Genomic DNA, 15,490 nt, shown 5'->3' with positions numbered 1-15,490 from the left:
AAATGTCCCTTCGCCACAACTGCCTGACGCTCAGTCACGCTAATGGTGATTCGCGTCACATCGGGAGAGGCGGGAAGGGTGATTCCGGTGCGTTGCGCCGGAAACCGGCTACTCCTCGTCGAGTCCGCGCTCGATGGCGTACCGGACCAGTTCGACCCTGTTGTGCAACTGGAGCTTGCCGAGGGTGTTCTGGACGTGGTTCTGCACCGTGCGGTGGGAGATGACGAGGCGTTCGGCGATCTGCTTGTAGCTCAGCCCCTTCGCCACCAGCCGCAGCACCTCCGTCTCCCGGTCCGTCAGCCGGGGCGCGCCCGGCTCCTCGGCGTCCGGGGCGGGCGCGGGCTCGGCGGCCAGCCGCCGGTACTCGCCGAGGACCAGTCCGGCCAGGCCCGGGGTGAACACCGGGTCGCCGACGGCCGTTCGGCGCACCGCGTCCAGCAACTCCTCGGTGGAGGCCGACTTCAGCAGGTAGCCGGTCGCGCCGGACTTGACGGCCTCCAGCACGTCCGCGTGCTCGCCGCTCGCCGAGAGGACGAGGACGCGCAACGCCGGGTTGTGGCCCACCAGTTCCTTGCACACCTGGACGCCGGGCTTGGCGGGCAGGTTGAGGTCCAGCACGAGGACGTCGGGGCCGGCGGCCTTGGCGCGGCGGACCGCCTGCTCGCCGTCGCCGGCGGTGGCGACCACCTGGAAGCCGGACTCGGCCAGGTCACGGGCGACCGCGTCACGCCACATCGGGTGGTCGTCCACCACCATGACCTTGATCGGGCCCTGCTGCTGAGTCATCGCTGTTCCGCCTTCTTCCCCCGCGCCCGCGCGGCGCCCTTCGGTACCTTCAGTTCGACTTCCGTGCCCTGCCCGGGGACGGAGACGACCTCGGCGCTGCCGCCGAGGTCGCGCAGCCGGCCCCGGATCGACAGGGCCACCCCGAGCCGGCCCTCGCCCTCGGCCTGGGCGAGCCGGCCGTCGGGGATGCCGGGGCCGTCGTCCCGGACGGTGACGACGATCTCGTCCGGCTCGTCCTCCACGAGGATCCAGGCCTGCGCCCCCTCCCCGGCGTGCCTGCGCACGTTGTCCAGGGCGGCGCCGACGGCGGCGGCCACCTCGCGGGCCGCGGCCGGCGGCAGCAGCACCGGGGCGCCGGGCTCGGCGAGGCTGACCCGGGCGCGGGCGTAGGGGGCGAGCAGGGAGCGCAGGTCGACCGGACCTTCGTCGTCCGGTTCGTCCACCGCGCGGACGACGGCACCGGCCGCCAGGTCCTCCGAGACCCGGGACACCGGCACCAGCCCGCCCGACACCAGCGTGCGCAGGGCCACTTCCTGCTCCCCGGCCAGCCGGCCCAGCTCGGCCGCCTCGCCGCCGAGGGCCGCGCCCCGGCGCTTCACCATCGCCAGCACCTGGAGCACGCCGTCGTGGATGTCCCGGGCCAGCCGCTCCCGCTCCCGGGTCGCGGCCTCGATCTCCAGCGCGCGGGCGAGGGTGCGCTCGGAGGCGCGGGCCACCTCCACGACGTAGCCGATGGCGATGGAGGCCACCCAGACGAGGATCACGTTGTGCACGGTGTCCCGGGCGGGGTGGCCGCGCTCGACCAGGTTCACGGCGGCGACGGCGGTGGAGGCGATCGCCGCCCAGCGCCAGCCGCCCTTGATGGCGAAGGCCAGCACCGCGCCGGCGGTCCATATCGACGGCAGTGTGGGGCCGCCGTCCGCGATCCGCTGGTGGCTGTCGGCGACCGGGGTGAGCAGGATGCCGACGAGGGCGACGGCCAGGTCGACGGCCAGGAAGCGCTTGGTGCAGGCGGCCTCGCCGGACACCTTGGGCAGGGTGGCGAGGGTCCACACGGCCAGGACGGCGTAATAGGCGACGGCGACCCAGGGCCGGGCGAACCGGTCGTACGCGGTGGCGCACAGGCCGATCGCGTACAGCATGGTCAGGACGCGGTAACCGGCGAGCGCGCGCCACAGCGGCAGCTCGACCGACATCCGCATGACGCCCCACTTCTTGGCTCGTCCGCCTCCGGGCGCCCCAGCCGGTGGCGAGAGGCCGACCGTGCTCACCCCTTCGGGCCTCCGCGCGCTCGGCCTCTCGCCACCGGCGCGCCCTACGGCTCCCTCGCGCTCGCGCTTGGGCATCTCCCCCGGTCCCCCCGGCTCCCCCTTGTGCCCCTGTTCTAGGACTCGTCCTGCTTCTTCCCGGCCTTCTCCGTCTTGCCGGCCTTCTCCGCTTCCTTCGCCGCCTTGGCCGCCTCCGCGATCTGCCGCTTGGCGGCGGTGGCGTACATGTCGACGTACTCCTGGCCGGAGAGCTTCATGATCTCGTACATGACCTCGTCGGTCAGGGCGCGCAGCACGAACCGGTCGTGCTCCATGCCCTGGTAGCGACTGAAGTCCATGGGCTTGCCGATGCGGATGCCGGGCCGCATCAGCTTCGGCACGACCTTGCCGGGCGGCTGGATCTTCTCCGTGTCGATCATGGCGACCGGGATGACCGGCGCGCCGGTGGCGAGCGCCACGCGCGCGAGGCCGCCGGGCTTGCCCCGGTACAGCCGCCCGTCGGGCGAGCGGGTGCCCTCCGGGTAGATGCCGAACAGCTCGCCGCGCTCCAGCACCTCTATGCCGCTCTTGATCGCCGCCTCGCCCGCGCCGCGCGCCCCGGAGCGGTCCACCGGCAGCTGGCCGACGCCCTTGAAGAAGGCCGCGGTGAGCCGGCCCTTCACTCCGGGGGTGGTGAAGTACTCGGCCTTGGCGATGAAGGTGACCTTGCGGTCCAGCACGATCGGCAGGAAGAACGAGTCCGAGAAGGACAGATGATTGCTGGCCAGGATCGCCGGGCCCGTGGCCGGAACGTTCTCCAGGCCCTCCACCCAAGGCCTGAAGGCAACCTTCAGCGGCGCTCCGATGGCGACCTTCATCGTGCCGTACAACACCCGTGTGCCTCCTGTTTCCGTCGAGGAGACCTTAACCCGGAGTACCGTCAATGGACCCGACGACCCTGGTCGGTGTCAGTGCGGTCGCGTACGGTGAACCACATGCCAGTTCTCCCCGGAGCCGAGCCGTACCGCCACGAGGGCGGGGAGGTGGGGGTTCTCCTCTGCCACGGCTTCACCGGCTCGCCCCAGTCGCTGCGCCCCTGGGCGGAGCACCACGCGGCCCACGGCCTGTCCGTGTCCCTGCCGCTGCTGCCCGGCCACGGCACGCGCTGGGAGGACATGCAGCTCACGGGCTGGCAGGACTGGTACGCGCAGGTGGACCGCGAGCTGCGCGTCCTGGCCGAGCGCTGCTCCCGGGTGTTCGTCGCGGGCCTGTCGATGGGCGGGGCGCTGGCCCTCCGGCTGGCCGCCCGGCACGGCGAGCGGGTCGCGGGCGTGGTGGTCGTCAACCCGGCGAACAAGGTGCACGGCCTGTCGGCGTACGCCCTGCCGGCCGCCCGGCACCTGGTGCGGACGACGAAGGGCATCGCCAGCGACATAGCGAAGGAGGGCGCGGCGGAGCTGGGGTACGACCGGGTGCCGCTGCACGCGGCGCACTCGCTGCGGGCGGGTCTGCGCCGGCTGGACGGCGAGCTGCCCCAGGTCACGCAGCCGCTGCTGGTGCTGCGCAGCGCCCAGGACCATGTCGTCCCGGCGGCCGACCCGGCGCGGGTGCTCAGCCGGGTGTCGTCCACGGACGTCACGGAGGTCGTGCTGGAACACAGCTACCACGTGGCGACGTTGGACGTGGATGCGGACCGGATCTTCGAGGAGAGCCTCGCCTTCATCGGCCGGCTCGCACCCAGTGTCGGCAAGGAAGGGACGGCCGCAGTTGGCTGAGCACGACTCCGACCGTGAGGACCGCGAGGGCCGTGAGAACCCCGGGGACCGCGAGCCGGACAAGCAGGAGGTGCCGTTCGACGAGGACGCCGCCTGGCGGGCCATCGTCGCCGGATACGGCGAGGAGCCGCCGGATCCGCCGGGCGCCCGGCCCTTCAAGTCGGTGGAGGATCTCGCGCTCCTGGAGCCGAACCCGGCGAAGGACTCGGTGAAGGACTCGGTGAAGGACCCGGCGAAGGACCCGGAGGGCGAGCCGCAGCGCGACGCGGACGAGTCCCCCGACCGGCAGGCCGCCCGGCCGCTGGGCGGCTCGGTCGCGTTCGCGCCCGGCGTCGGCCCGCGCGACTTCACGGTGGCCGAGCCCTCCGACGACGACTTCGACGAGGGGGACGAGGGTCATTTCGTCCCGCCGGAGCCGCCGCCGCTGCCGACCGCGGACACGACCGCGAAGTTCGCCTGGCTCGGCGTGGTCGGCGGCCCCGTCCTGCTCCTGCTGGCGGTGGTGCTCGGCTGGGACATGACCTGGTGGCTGGCGACGCTCGGCATCGGCGGCTTCCTCGGCGGCTTCGCGACGCTGGTGACGCGGATGCGGACGGACGACGACGAGGACGACGACCCGGGCCGCGGGGCCGTGGTCTGACGGTGCGGGGAAGATCCGGGCCGCCGCCTGAACTTTGTACAGGAGGCGGCTCGGTGACCTATCGTGAGCCCATGCCGCGCGACACGCTCACCCAGGAGACGATCGTCCGGACCGCCGTGCAGCTGCTGGACGAGGAGGGCCTCGAAGGCCTGAACATGCGCAGCCTCGGCAAGCGGCTCCACGTGGCCGCCACGGCCGTCTACTGGCACGTCAAGAACAAGGACGACCTGGTGCTGATGGTCGCCGACCACGTGTGGCGGGAGATCGACCTGCCGCCGCTGGACCCGGACGACTGGCGCGGCACGGCCACGGCGATGGCCGACGCCCTGTACGCGATGCTCGTCCGCCACCCCTGGCTGGTCCAGGCCATCAGCTCCCACTTCGTCTACGGCACCGCCAAGTCCCGCTATGACGACCACCTCCTCGGCGTCTTCGAGATCGCCGGCTTCACCGCGGAGGAGTCCGACCGGGCCGCCGGCGCTCTGGTCACCTTCGTACTGGGCAACGCACTGGGCGCGTCCGCCACGGCCTCGTTGACGCGCAAGGTGCAGCGGGCCGGGGGCGACAGTGAGGATCAGTTCCGGGCGGTGCTGGCGAAAGCCGCCGAGACGGCTGCCGTCTTCCCCCGGCTGCGGGCCCGTCTCGACACGCCGGCGGCGACGGAGTACGCCGGCGCGCCCGAGGGCACCTTCGCAAGCGGTCTGCGGGCCTTGCTCGACGGGCTGGGCCCGGACACCGTCTGACGGCCGGACAGGCGCTGCTCGCGGGAGGTGCCGCTGCGAGCGCCCGTCAGGGGCGCGGGGAACTGCGTGATCAGCCCCCGCGCACCCGCGGCCGGGTACGACGCGTCAGGCCCCCGCGAAGAGGCGCCCGGCCAGATCGACGCCCGTCACCGTGCCGTCGGCCGCACGGGAGAAGAAACCCCGCTGGCCCTTCAGACCGCCCTCCGTGATCACGTACTCGTCGCCGTCGCCGGGCAGGAAGCCGATCGCGGCGGCCGGGTAGTCCGGCGGCATCTCCGCCTCGGAGGCGGCGCGGATCTCCGGCTTGATGCCGACGGCGAGGGTGAGCCGGCCGTCCTCGTCCGCGATGTCGAGGTACATGGCGTCGATCTCGTACCGTCCGGCGATCTCGCGGGCCCGCGTCCCGTCGTACGGCAGCGGCTCCGGGTCCCGCTCGACCACGCCGAGGTACAGCTCCAGCGCGCGCTTGAGGACGGCCTGGTTGAACAGGTAGCCGTCGGGGCCCGCGTTGGCCAGCGAGACGAAGGCGAAGTCGTGCTCGGGGACCAGGAGCAGCTCGGCGAACTGCCCGTTGCCCGAGCCGCCGTGGCCGACCGTGCGGACCCCTTCGACGTCGCGCAGGAACCAGCAGATGCCGAAGGCGTCGCCGAGCGTGCTGCCGCGCAGCTCGGCCGTCGGCTGCTTCATCCGGTCGAGCGCCTCGGCGGACAGCAGGCCCTCGCCGTCGCCCAGCTGGAACCGGGCCCAGCGCAGCAGATCGCTCGCCGAGGAGACGATGCCGCCGCCGGGGTTGTTGCCGTGGGTGCCGGCCGGCCATGACTTCCAGGGGCGGGCGGGGGTGAGGGTGCCGTCCTCGGCGCGGTTGTGGCCGACGGCGAACCGCCGGACCACGACGTCGTCCAGGTCGAAGACGGTGTCGGAGAGGCCCAGCGGGTTCAGGAGCAGGTCGGACAGGGCCTTCTCGAACGGCAGCCCGGTGACGTTCTCGATCAGCAGGCCGAGCAGGTTGTAGCCGGCCTGGCTGTAGGAGGCGCGGGCGCCGGGCGGCGCGATCTGCGGCAGCCGGTCCAGCTGGGCGACCCAGGCGGCCAGCGAGCCGTCGGTCTCGTCGGCGTCGACCAGGTTCCAGTCCAGGCCCGCGGTGTGGTTGAGGAGGTTCAGCACGGTGATCCGGCCGGCGGCCTCCTCGTCGGCGAGCCGCAGGTCGGGGACGTAACGGCGGACCGGCGCGGCCAGGTCCACGCGACCCTGCTCGACCAGGCGCATGAGCGCGGTCGCGGTGAAGCTCTTGCTCACCGAGGCCAGGTGGAAGAGCGTCCGCTCGTCGACGGGCAGGGGGTGGTCGGTGCTGGTGACACCGTGCGCGATGTAGCTCTCCCGGCCGCCGCTGAGAACGCCGACGGCGGCGCCGGGTATCCCGTACTCCTTCGCGGTGGCGGCGACGAACGCGGACAGTTCCTCGTACGACATCGGTTTCCCCCTGCTGGTCGTCCGTTGACTTGAACTAAGTACAGGAAGGACAGTAGAGCGCCCGCCGCAGGGTGCGCAAGAGATTTCCTGTACTTAGTTCAAGTCGCTTCGGCGGGGACGCGCAGGGCGGCCAGCACCGGGAGGTGATCGGTGGCCGCGATCAGGTCGGCCGGGGTGATGCCCGGCTGGTCCAGCGGGACACCGCAGCCGAGCACCTCGATGCCCTTGCTGGCGAAGATCGCGTCGATGCGCTGGTGGGGGTCGGCGGGGGTGGACGTGAACTCGCCGCCCCAGGGTGCGGTCGTACGGCAGTCCTGGAGGTTCTCGGCGAGGCGGCGGAAGGTGCGGCCGTCGGGGCGTTCGTTGAGGTCGCCGCCCGCGACGGCGTGCTCCACGCCCAGGCCGGCGAGGCGACCGAGGAGCATGCCGCCCTGGTCGTAGCGCTCGTCCTTCTGCAGTGACAGATGACAGCTGATCACGCCCAGGCGGGCCGAGCCGAACCGGACGACGGCTGTGGCGAAGCCGCGCCGGTGGAGGCCGGGGGTGAGCGGGAGGAGTACGTCTTCCGTCCGTTCGACGGTGGCGCGCAGGCTGCACAGAACGGCCGGTCCCGCCGCCGTCGCTCCGCCGGTGAGGACGACCTGTCCCGAGGCCGCCGCCAGCCGCGCCAGCTTCTTGCGCCAGCGGAAGAATCGGGGGGCTTCCTGGACGAGGACCAGGTCGGGGGCGCAGGCGGTGATCACCCTGGCCAGGGCGTGGGTGTCGTCGCGCATCGAGCGGATGTTGTAGCTGAGGACCCGGATGACGGCGGAACCATCCGGTTCCGTACGGGAGTTGGGAAGCAGCATGACGATCAACATACGACGATGCCCGCCGTCCCGGGACCGGACGCGGCGGGCACTGTCGTACCGCCTCACTACATGATCGGGTCGGGCTCCCGGGCCAGGTCGGCCGCGCCCACCATGCCCGCCTTGTTGCCCAGCTGGGCCGCGATCACGTCGGCGACCGGGCGCCAGTTGCCGCCCACCAGCCAGCGCTTGTAGGACTTGCGGATCGGGTCCAGGACCAGTTCGCCCTCGTCGGAGAGGCCGCCGCCGACGATGAACGCGGAGGGGTCGAAGAGGGAGGCCAGGTCGGCGAGGCCGGCGCCGGCCCAGCGGGCCAGCTCGCGGTAGGAGTCCACGGCGACCGGGTCGCCCTGGCGGGCGGCCATGGAGATGTGCTTGCCCTCGATGCCGTCGGGGGTGCCGTCGCCCAGCGAGAGCAGCAGCTCCGCGTTCTCCGGGGTGGCGTTGGCGCGCTGCTTGGCGTAGCGGACGAGGGCGCGGCCGGAGGCGTACTGCTCCCAGCAGCCCTGCGAGCCGCAGCCGCACAGCAGGCCGTCCGGGACCATCCGGATGTGGCCGAACTCGGCGGCCACGCCGAAGTGGCCGCGGCGCAGCTTGTTGCCGATGATGATGCCGCCGCCGAGGCCGGTGCCGAGCGTGATGCAGATGACGTTGCGGTGGCCCTTGCCGGCGCCGAACCTGTACTCGCCCCAGGCGGCGGCGTTGGCGTCGTTCTCGACCACGACCGGGAGGCCGGTGCGTGCCTCGACCTTTTCCTTGAGCGGCTCGTTGCGCCAGTCGATGTTCGGCGCGAAGTACACGGTGGAGCGCTGCCGGTTGACGTAACCGGCCGCGCCGATACCCACGCCGACGATCTCGTGCCCGGCGCGCGCACCCTCCACCGCCGAGGCGATGGCGTCCACGATGGCCTCGGGCGTGGTGGGGGTCGGCACCTTGAAGGTCGAGAGGATGTTGCCTTCCTCGTCGACCACGCCGGCCGCGATCTTCGTGCCGCCGATGTCGACGCCGATGGTGAGTCCCATGAATCCCTCAGTTTCGGTCGAGCCCCGCTACGGCCAACCGTACCCGAGGCCCTGCCGGGAGAGGGCTTCAGTCCAGGTCGATGCGCTCCCCCGGGCCGGTGCCCTCGCCCCGGTCGCGCCGGTCCGGCCCGCCCTCGGCCGGGTCGGCCGTGCGGGCGGTCCAGCGGCGCTCCTGGGCCTGGACGGCGGAGCGGTAGGCGGCGAGCAGCTCGCTGCCGGCCGCGGCCAGATGGTCGAAGACGTCCGGGTTGCGGTCTATGACGGGCTCCACGGCGGCCTTCGCCTGCTGGACGACCTGTCGCACCACCTGCTGGGCGGCGGGTCCGGCGAGGCCGCCTAGGAGCGGGGACTGGAGGCCGGACAGCTTGTCGGCCACCGTGTCCACGAGTTTCTTCAGTTCCTCGGCGGCCGAGCCCGGCGGGGAGCCGTGCTCGGCGCGGCGGCGGGCCTGCTCTGCGGCGAGATCCTCGGCGCAGGCCGTGGCCCAGGCGTCGGCGTCGGTCGCCCGCGCCTGCTCCTCCTCGAAGGGGTCGGGTGCGGGGCGCTCTTCGCTCATGGCGGCTCCTGACTACGGTTCGCCTTTACGACGTTACCCGAACGCGCGTACCCGGTTCACCGTCGAGCGGCGGGCCACAGATCCGGGTCCGGGGCGAACCGGATGCGCAGCTCACCGTCCCGGAGTCCGGCGCCGGCGACGGTGCAGCGGCGCAGGGCGGAGGGCAGCGGCACGATCCGGCGGAAGGGACCCGCCGTGATCAGGAGTTCGTCGCCGCGCCGGATCAGGTCCAGCTCGTCCCGTATCGCGCCGGGCAGTGGCAGGTGCCAGACCAGCACGCCGTCCTCGGCGATCCGGTTGGTCACGGGCCACTCGACCGGGGTGGGCGCCGGGTTGACGGCGGGCACGGCGAGGGCGGTGAGGTCGTCGGGGCCGTGCGGGTCGCGGCCGAGGTGCGGGACGGGGTGGACGTCGTACGGCTCCGCCCAGTCGGCGAGCGCCTTGCGCTGCTGGGCGAGGAGCGAGCCGAGCCAGCTGCCGGCGTCCGTCTCGGGCAGGGTGCGGTTGGCGATCAGGGCTTCGGTGCCCAGGCCGCGCAGGGCGAGGCCGAGGCCGGCGGCGCGGACGGCGTCGGCGCCCGCCGGGCCGGGTTCGGCGACCAGGCGTACGACGGTGTCCGGGTCGGTGAGGACGGCCTCCACCGCGGCCAGTTCGACGTCCCAGCGGGCCGCCGTCTCGTACAGCCACTCGGCGGGCATGGGGACGCCGGCCAGCCGGCCGAGGACCGGGCGCAGGGCGCGGGCGGCCTGCCGCTCGGGCGGCAGGAGGCGGCGCAGATAGCGGCGCAGCTCCTCGGGCAGGGCGAGCAGGGCGAGGGCCGCAGGGAGGGGCGGGAGGTCGACGACGAGGAGGTCGTAGCGCTCGGAGAGGGCCGCGTCGCGCAGCGCGCGCAGGAAGGACAGCTCCTCGGCGCCGGGCAGCGGGGTGACCTCCTCGGCGTCCAGGCGGGCCGCGCCGAGGAGGTCGAGGACGTTCGCGGCGCGGGTCTGGAACGCGGTGAGGTCCTGACGGAACCGTTCCGTCGCGTCGGGCCGCCAGGCGGTGAGGTGCTCGGCGACGCCGGTGGGGGTCGGTCCTGTCGCGGTGCCCAGTGCCCTGCCCAGGGTGTCGGTGCGGTCCGCGCTCAGCAGCAGCGTGCGGGTGCCGTCGGCCGCGGCGCGCAGTGCGGTCGCGGCGGCGATCGTGGTACGACCGCTGCCGCCGGGGCCCGTGATCAGGATGGTGCGCATGAGGGTGAACGCTACCGTCGTGCGCGGGAGGTGAACCGGGGTGACTACTTCTCCCCCGACTCCACCCTCTTCTTCAGACCCGCCAGCGCCCGGTCGATGATGACCTTCTCCGCCTTGCGCTTGATCATGCCCAGCATGGGGATCTTGACGTCGACGGTGAGCTGGTAGGTGACCTCGGTGGCGCCGGCGCCGGCCGGCTTCAGGAGGTAGGAGCCGTCCAGGGAGCGGAGCATCTGGGACTTGACCAGGGTCCAGGAGACCTCGTGGTCGCCGGTCCAGGTGTAGGCGAGGGTCTGGTCGTCCTTGATGGCGCCGGCGTCCATGACGAGGCGGACCTGCTCGGCGCGGCCCCGCTCGTCGGCGGCGAGGACCTCCGCCTCCTTCACCTCGCCGGTCCAGTCCGGGTAGCGCGCGAAGTCGGCGATCACCGCCATGACGTCGGCCTGGGCCGCCTCGATCGTGATGCTCGAACTGGTGTGTTCCGCCATCGCCGTGGCTCCTCCAGATGCGGGCCGTGTTGAGAGGTTCTGCGTGCGCCGGGCTGCGCACGTGTGTGCAGCGTGAAGGCTACCGCGCCGCCGACCTGCCGCCTTCACCGCGCCCGCCGGGCCTCACCATTCGAGCGCCCAGGGCGTGCCGGTGCCGGCGAAGTGCCCCACGTTCACACACTCCGTGGCGCCGATCCGCATCCGGCGCGCCAGCGGCTGGTGCACATGCCCGAACAGGGCGTACCGCGGCCGGGTGCGGCGGATGGCGTCCAGCAGGGCGCGGCTGCCCCTCTCGAAGCGGCGGGCCACGGTGTCGTAGACCAGCTCGGGCACCTCCGGCGGGATGTGGGTGCACAGCACGTCGACCTCGCCGACGGCCTCGATCTTCGCCGCGTACTCCTCGTCGCTGATCTCGTACGGCGTGCGCATCGGGGTGCGCAGTCCGCCGCCGACGAAGCCGAAGACGCGCCCGCCGATCTCCACCCGCTGGCCGTCGAGGACCGTGGTGCCGGGTCCTGCGTACTCCGCCCACAACTGCGGCATGTCGACATTTCCGTAGGTGGCGTACGTCGGTGCGGGGAACGCGGCGAACAGCTCGGCGTACTGCTTGCGGACGGCCTTCTCGATGGCCGTGGCCCGGTCGGTGCCGATCCCGGCCCACAGCCGGGCGCCGAACTCGCGGGCCTCGGCGAACCGGCGGGCGGTGCGCAGCTCGACGATCCGGTCGGCGTTCTCCTCGCCGAACAGGTCGGGGAAGATGCCGCGCGAGTGGTCGGCGTAGTCAAGGAAGAGGACGAGGTCGCCCAGGCAGATGAGGGCGTCGGCTCCTTCTCCGGCCCGGGCCAGGTCACGGGCGTTGCCGTGCACGTCACTGACCACGTGGACGCGGGTCCGCCGGTTGCCGGAGGGTGTGGATGCCATGGCGATCAAGCGTAGGCGTGTGCGGTCCAGGTGAACAGTGCCGGTCCGGCCTGCGGTTACTGGCCGGTCGGTTCGGCCGTGGACTACTGTGCGCGAAGGAAAGCCCACGTGTGTGACGCAGCGAACATCTCGCCGGGACCCCCTGTCCTAGACGCCATACCGGCGGGTAACGTCCGGGCAGTCCAGTCGTGCTCTGGATTTCAACATGTGAATCTTCATGGTGATCCGGAGTACTTGCCCGAGCCTTGGACCGCACCGTCGCATCGCACAACGTCGTGGCGCCGGCGCCCTATGAGGAGCAGCAGTCTTGCGCGAGTTCAGCCTTCCGGCTTTGTACGAGGTCCCTGCCGACGGCAATCTGACCGACATCGTCCGCAGAAACGCCGCGCAGCATCCCGACGTCGCCGTCATCGCCCGCAAGGCGGGCGGTGCCTGGCAGGACGTGACCGCCCGGGAGTTCCTGGCCGAGGTCCGCGCCGCCGCCAAGGGCCTCATCGCCTCCGGCGTGCAGCCGGGCGACCGCGTGGGCCTGATGTCGCGCACCCGGTACGAGTGGACGCTTCTCGACTTCGCGATCTGGAGCGCGGGCGCGGTCACCGTGCCGGTGTACGAGACCAGCTCGCCGGAGCAGGTGCAGTGGATCCTGTCCGACTCGGGCGCGACCGCCTGTGTCGTGGAGCTGGACACCCACGTGGCGGCCGTCGAGTCGGTGCGCGACTCGCTGCCCGCGCTGAAGCACGTCTGGCAGATCGAGGCCGGGGGCGTGGCGGAGCTGGACCGGCTCGGGCAGGACGTGTCGGACGCGACGGTGGAGGAGCGCAGCTCGCTCGCCAAGGCCGACGACCCGGCGACCATCGTGTACACGAGCGGCACGACCGGGCGCCCGAAGGGCTGTGTGCTGACCCACCGCAGCTTCTTCGCCGAGTGCGGCAACATCGTGGAGCGGCTGCGTCCGCTGTTCCGCACCGGCGAGTGCTCGGTGCTGCTCTTCCTGCCGCTCGCGCATGTCTTCGGGCGGCTCGTGCAGATCGCGCCGATGATGGCGCCGATCAAGCTGGGCTGTGTCCCGGACATCAAGAACCTCACGGACGAACTGGCCGCGTTCCGGCCGACCCTGATCCTCGGTGTGCCGCGGGTCTTCGAGAAGGTCTACAACACGGCGCGCGCCAAGGCGCAGGCGGACGGCAAGGGCGGGATCTTCGACAAGGCGACGGACATCGCCATCGCCTACAGCAAGGCGCTGGACAGCCCGTCGGGCCCGTCGTTCGGTCTGAAGGTCAAGCACAAGGTCTTCGACAAGCTGGTCTACAGCAAGCTGCGCGCGGTCCTGGGCGGCCGGGGCGAGTACGCCATCTCCGGCGGTGCCCCGCTGGGCGAGCGGCTCGGGCACTTCTTCCGCGGCATCGGCTTCACGGTGCTGGAGGGCTACGGCCTGACGGAGTCCTGTGCGGCGACCGCGTTCAACCCCTGGGACCGGCAGAAGATCGGCACGGTCGGGCAGCCGCTGCCCGGCTCGGTGGTGCGGATCGCGGACGACGGCGAGGTGCTGCTGCACGGGGAGCACCTGTTCAAGGAGTACTGGAACAACCCGGGCGCGACGGCGGAGGCGCTGGCCGACGGCTGGTTCCACACCGGTGACATCGGCACCCTCGACGAGGACGGCTACCTGCGGATCACCGGCCGGAAGAAGGAGATCATCGTCACGGCGGGCGGCAAGAACGTGGCCCCGGCCGTGATCGAGGACCGGATCCGGGCGCACGCGCTGGTCGCGGAGTGCATGGTGGTGGGCGACGGGCGGCCGTTCGTGGGCGCGCTGGTCACCGTCGACGAGGAGTTCCTGGGCCGCTGGTGCGCCGAGCACGGCAAACCGGCGGGCGCCACCGCGGCGTCGCTGCGCGAGGACCCGGATCTGCTCGCGGCGATCCAGGCGGCCGTGGACGACGGCAACGCCGCGGTGTCGAAGGCGGAATCGGTGCGGAAGTTCCGCATTCTGTCCTCCCAGTTCACGGAGGAGTCGGGCCATCTCACCCCGTCGCTGAAGCTGAAGCGGAGCGTGGTGGCGAAAGACTACGCGGACGAGATCGAGGCGATCTACGCCAAGTGACCCCGGCGGTGCCTCATGGCGCGGTGTCCTCGACGAGGACCCGCGCCATGGTGCGTTCGGCGAGGGCCGTGATGGTGACGAAGGGGTTCACGCCGATCGACCCGGGGACCAGCGAGCCGTCGGTGACGTACAGCCGTGAACACCCCTTGACCCGCCCGTAGTTGTCGGTCGCCCGGCCCAGTACGCAGCCGCCGAGCGGGTGGTAGGTGAAGTCGTCGGCGAAGATCTTGCTGCCGGAGCCGAACAGGTCGTACCGGTAGATCGTGGCGTTGGCCCGGTTGATCCGGTCGAACAGCTTCTTGGCCATGCTCACGGAGACCGCGCTCTGGGCGGCGGTCCAGCCGAGTCCCACCGCGCCGGACGAACTGTCGTACGAGAACGACGCCCGTTCGGGGTTCTTGGTGATCGCGAGATACAGGCTGATCCAGTGCTCGAAGCCCATGGGCAGCGGGGCGATCTCCGCGAAGACCGGGTTGTCGGGGTTGGCCCAGTCGTCGATGCCCATGACGGGCATGGTGGCCTGGTCGGCGCCGACGGTGTCCCACACGTGGTTGGCGCGGCCGAGCATGGTGTTGCCGTTGGTGCCCCAGCCCGCGCCCACGTCGGAGTCCAGGCCGGGCAGGGTGCCGGTGTCCCGGGCGCGCACGAGGAGTTCGGTGGTGCCGAGGCTGCCGCCGCCGAGGAACAGCCGGGTGCAGCCGTACTGCCTGGTCTCGACGACCGCGCCGGTGGCGTCGATCCGGTCGGCGGTCAGCACGTACGATCCGTCGCCCGCCCGGCTGATCGACGTGACCTTCTCCAGGGTGTGGATCGTGACGTTGCCGGTGCCGAGGGCGGCGGCCAGGTAGGTCTGGTCGAGGCTGCGCTTGCCGTGGTTGTTGCCGTAGATGACCTCGCCGGCGAGCGCGGACTTCGTGGCCGTGCCGGCGGCCTCGCGCTGCATGTGGCCGAAGTCGTAGACGTTCGGCACGAAGGTGGTCCTCAGGCCGGCGTTGGCGGCGGCCTTCCGGGAGGTCCGGGTGAACCGGTACCACTCGGTGGACTCGAACCAGGCCGGGTCGACGGAGTTGACGCCGAGCATGGCGCGGGCGCGCGGGAAGTACGTGCCGTACATCTCGTCGGCGTCCACGGCCGGGAACTGCTCGGTGAAGTAGGACCTCGGCGGGGTGACCGCCATGCCGCCGTTGACCAGGGAGCCGCCGCCGACGCCCCGGCCGACGTAGACGGACATGTGGTCGTAGTGCACGCGGTCCAGGACGCCCGGGTAGGGGGAGATGGCCCTGTTGACCACGTCCAGCCAGAGGAAGGTGGCGAGCGGGGCCTCGGTGCGGCTGCGGAACCACATGGAGCGCTGGTCGGGGGCGCTGGTGGAGCAGAACACCTTGCCGTCGGCGCCGGCGGTGTTCCACAGCCGGCCCATCTCCAGGACGAGCGTGCGGATGCCGGCCTGGCCGAGGCGGAGGGCGGCGACCGCTCCGCCGTAGCCGGAACCGACCACGATCGCCGGGGAGTTGTCGGTGGGGTTGGGTTCGGCGGCCCGGGCGGACTGGAGGCCGATGCGGGTGAAGCCGAGGGAGGCCGCCGCCTGGAGCGCGGCCATACCGAGGATGTGACGTCGAGTCAGCGTCAGCTGACGCTGCATCAGGTTTGCTGCCATGCGC

At 72.0% G+C, this 15,490-nt stretch carries 15 protein-coding genes; 4 read left to right on the top strand and 11 right to left on the bottom strand.

Annotation, left to right across the window (positions count from 1 at the left end; all coding sequences use genetic code 11):
• Positions 1 to 108 precede the first annotated feature (108 nt).
• The 3 genes from ABZ937_RS31945 to ABZ937_RS31935 all read right to left on the bottom strand — a co-directional run bounded on the left by ABZ937_RS31945 (position 109) and on the right by ABZ937_RS31935 (position 2,911).
• Positions 109 to 786: a response regulator transcription factor gene (locus tag ABZ937_RS31945; protein WP_361696832.1), complete on the bottom strand. Its 678-nt coding sequence runs from the start codon at positions 784 to 786 to the stop codon at positions 109 to 111.
• On the bottom strand, positions 783 to 1,982 hold the full coding sequence (locus ABZ937_RS31940) for a DUF5931 domain-containing protein (protein ID WP_361696941.1): 1,200 nt from the start codon (positions 1,980 to 1,982) through the stop codon (positions 783 to 785). Before ABZ937_RS31940 ends, ABZ937_RS31945 begins: the two co-directional genes overlap by 4 nt.
• A gap of 188 nt (positions 1,983 to 2,170) precedes the next feature.
• Entirely contained in the window at positions 2,171 to 2,911 is a 741-nt protein-coding gene (locus ABZ937_RS31935; protein ID WP_361696939.1) for a lysophospholipid acyltransferase family protein, read from the bottom strand.
• A gap of 117 nt (positions 2,912 to 3,028) precedes the next feature.
• On the opposite strand from ABZ937_RS31935, the gene ABZ937_RS31930 reads away from it, so the two are divergent.
• The 3 genes from ABZ937_RS31930 to ABZ937_RS31920 all read left to right on the top strand — a co-directional run bounded on the left by ABZ937_RS31930 (position 3,029) and on the right by ABZ937_RS31920 (position 5,191).
• Complete coding sequence (locus ABZ937_RS31930) at positions 3,029 to 3,808, top strand: alpha/beta fold hydrolase (RefSeq protein WP_361696831.1); 780 nt, start codon at positions 3,029 to 3,031, stop codon at positions 3,806 to 3,808.
• Positions 3,801 to 4,448 carry a hypothetical protein gene (locus ABZ937_RS31925; protein WP_361696830.1) on the top strand — a complete coding sequence of 216 codons (648 nt, stop codon included), beginning with the start codon at positions 3,801 to 3,803 and terminating at the stop codon, positions 4,446 to 4,448. The genes ABZ937_RS31930 and ABZ937_RS31925 overlap by 8 nt, the downstream gene beginning before the upstream one ends.
• A gap of 71 nt (positions 4,449 to 4,519) precedes the next feature.
• Complete coding sequence (locus tag ABZ937_RS31920; RefSeq protein ID WP_361696829.1) at positions 4,520 to 5,191, top strand: TetR/AcrR family transcriptional regulator; 672 nt, start codon at positions 4,520 to 4,522, stop codon at positions 5,189 to 5,191.
• Between the two features lie 105 nt (positions 5,192 to 5,296).
• Here the strand turns inward: ABZ937_RS31920 and ABZ937_RS31915 are convergent, their stop codons facing one another.
• From ABZ937_RS31915 to ABZ937_RS31885, 7 genes are all read right to left on the bottom strand, one after another.
• Complete coding sequence (locus tag ABZ937_RS31915; RefSeq protein WP_361696828.1) at positions 5,297 to 6,661, bottom strand: serine hydrolase domain-containing protein; 1,365 nt, start codon at positions 6,659 to 6,661, stop codon at positions 5,297 to 5,299.
• A 98-nt stretch (positions 6,662 to 6,759) separates the two neighbouring features.
• A complete protein-coding gene (locus ABZ937_RS31910) occupies positions 6,760 to 7,521 on the bottom strand; it encodes an endonuclease/exonuclease/phosphatase family protein (RefSeq protein ID WP_361696827.1) in 762 nt (253 codons plus the stop codon).
• A 56-nt stretch (positions 7,522 to 7,577) separates the two neighbouring features.
• Positions 7,578 to 8,531 carry an ROK family glucokinase gene (locus tag ABZ937_RS31905; RefSeq protein WP_361696826.1) on the bottom strand — a complete coding sequence of 318 codons (954 nt, stop codon included), beginning with the start codon at positions 8,529 to 8,531 and terminating at the stop codon, positions 7,578 to 7,580.
• A gap of 67 nt (positions 8,532 to 8,598) precedes the next feature.
• Positions 8,599 to 9,087, bottom strand: a complete 489-nt coding sequence (locus tag ABZ937_RS31900) for a DUF5304 domain-containing protein (protein ID WP_361696825.1) — start codon at positions 9,085 to 9,087, stop codon at positions 8,599 to 8,601.
• 56 nt (positions 9,088 to 9,143) lie between these two features.
• Positions 9,144 to 10,316 (bottom strand): ArsA-related P-loop ATPase, encoded by a 1,173-nt coding sequence (locus tag ABZ937_RS31895; RefSeq protein WP_361696824.1) that lies wholly within the window; start codon positions 10,314 to 10,316, stop codon positions 9,144 to 9,146.
• Between the two features lie 44 nt (positions 10,317 to 10,360).
• Positions 10,361 to 10,804, bottom strand: coding sequence for an SRPBCC family protein (locus ABZ937_RS31890; RefSeq protein WP_361696823.1), 444 nt, complete (start codon positions 10,802 to 10,804; stop codon positions 10,361 to 10,363).
• A 123-nt stretch (positions 10,805 to 10,927) separates the two neighbouring features.
• Positions 10,928 to 11,725, bottom strand: coding sequence for a metallophosphoesterase (locus ABZ937_RS31885; RefSeq protein WP_361696822.1), 798 nt, complete (start codon positions 11,723 to 11,725; stop codon positions 10,928 to 10,930).
• Between the two features lie 307 nt (positions 11,726 to 12,032).
• Here ABZ937_RS31885 and ABZ937_RS31880 point away from each other — a divergent pair, with 307 nt between their 5' ends.
• Positions 12,033 to 13,829, top strand: a complete 1,797-nt coding sequence (locus tag ABZ937_RS31880; protein ID WP_361696821.1) for an AMP-dependent synthetase/ligase — start codon at positions 12,033 to 12,035, stop codon at positions 13,827 to 13,829.
• Between the two features lie 13 nt (positions 13,830 to 13,842).
• Here the strand turns inward: ABZ937_RS31880 and ABZ937_RS31875 are convergent, their stop codons facing one another.
• Positions 13,843 to 15,429: a GMC oxidoreductase gene (locus ABZ937_RS31875; RefSeq protein WP_361696938.1), complete on the bottom strand. Its 1,587-nt coding sequence runs from the start codon at positions 15,427 to 15,429 to the stop codon at positions 13,843 to 13,845.
• Positions 15,430 to 15,490 lie beyond the last annotated feature (61 nt).

Source organism: Streptomyces sp. NPDC046727 (assembly GCF_040645635.1).
GTDB lineage: Bacteria > Actinomycetota > Actinomycetes > Streptomycetales > Streptomycetaceae > Streptomyces.
This window is presented reverse-complemented; position numbering and strand designations above follow the sequence as displayed.

Excerpts from the sequence above, each read along its gene's own strand:
- ABZ937_RS31945 (WP_361696832.1), bottom strand. The coding sequence starts at position 786 with ATGACTCAGCAGCAGGGCCCGATCAAGGTCATGGTGGTGGACGACCAC.
- ABZ937_RS31940 (WP_361696941.1), bottom strand. The coding sequence starts at position 1,982 with ATGTCGGTCGAGCTGCCGCTGTGGCGCGCGCTCGCCGGTTACCGCGTC.
- ABZ937_RS31935 (WP_361696939.1), bottom strand. The coding sequence starts at position 2,911 with ATGAAGGTCGCCATCGGAGCGCCGCTGAAGGTTGCCTTCAGGCCTTGG.
- ABZ937_RS31930 (WP_361696831.1), top strand. The coding sequence starts at position 3,029 with ATGCCAGTTCTCCCCGGAGCCGAGCCGTACCGCCACGAGGGCGGGGAG.
- ABZ937_RS31920 (WP_361696829.1), top strand. The coding sequence starts at position 4,520 with ATGCCGCGCGACACGCTCACCCAGGAGACGATCGTCCGGACCGCCGTG.
- ABZ937_RS31915 (WP_361696828.1), bottom strand. The coding sequence starts at position 6,661 with ATGTCGTACGAGGAACTGTCCGCGTTCGTCGCCGCCACCGCGAAGGAG.
- ABZ937_RS31910 (WP_361696827.1), bottom strand. The coding sequence starts at position 7,521 with ATGTTGATCGTCATGCTGCTTCCCAACTCCCGTACGGAACCGGATGGT.
- ABZ937_RS31905 (WP_361696826.1), bottom strand. The coding sequence starts at position 8,531 with ATGGGACTCACCATCGGCGTCGACATCGGCGGCACGAAGATCGCGGCC.
- ABZ937_RS31900 (WP_361696825.1), bottom strand. The coding sequence starts at position 9,087 with ATGAGCGAAGAGCGCCCCGCACCCGACCCCTTCGAGGAGGAGCAGGCG.
- ABZ937_RS31895 (WP_361696824.1), bottom strand. The coding sequence starts at position 10,316 with ATGCGCACCATCCTGATCACGGGCCCCGGCGGCAGCGGTCGTACCACG.
- ABZ937_RS31890 (WP_361696823.1), bottom strand. The coding sequence starts at position 10,804 with ATGGCGGAACACACCAGTTCGAGCATCACGATCGAGGCGGCCCAGGCC.
- ABZ937_RS31885 (WP_361696822.1), bottom strand. The coding sequence starts at position 11,725 with ATGGCATCCACACCCTCCGGCAACCGGCGGACCCGCGTCCACGTGGTC.
- ABZ937_RS31875 (WP_361696938.1), bottom strand. The coding sequence starts at position 15,429 with ATGGCCGCGCTCCAGGCGGCGGCCTCCCTCGGCTTCACCCGCATCGGC.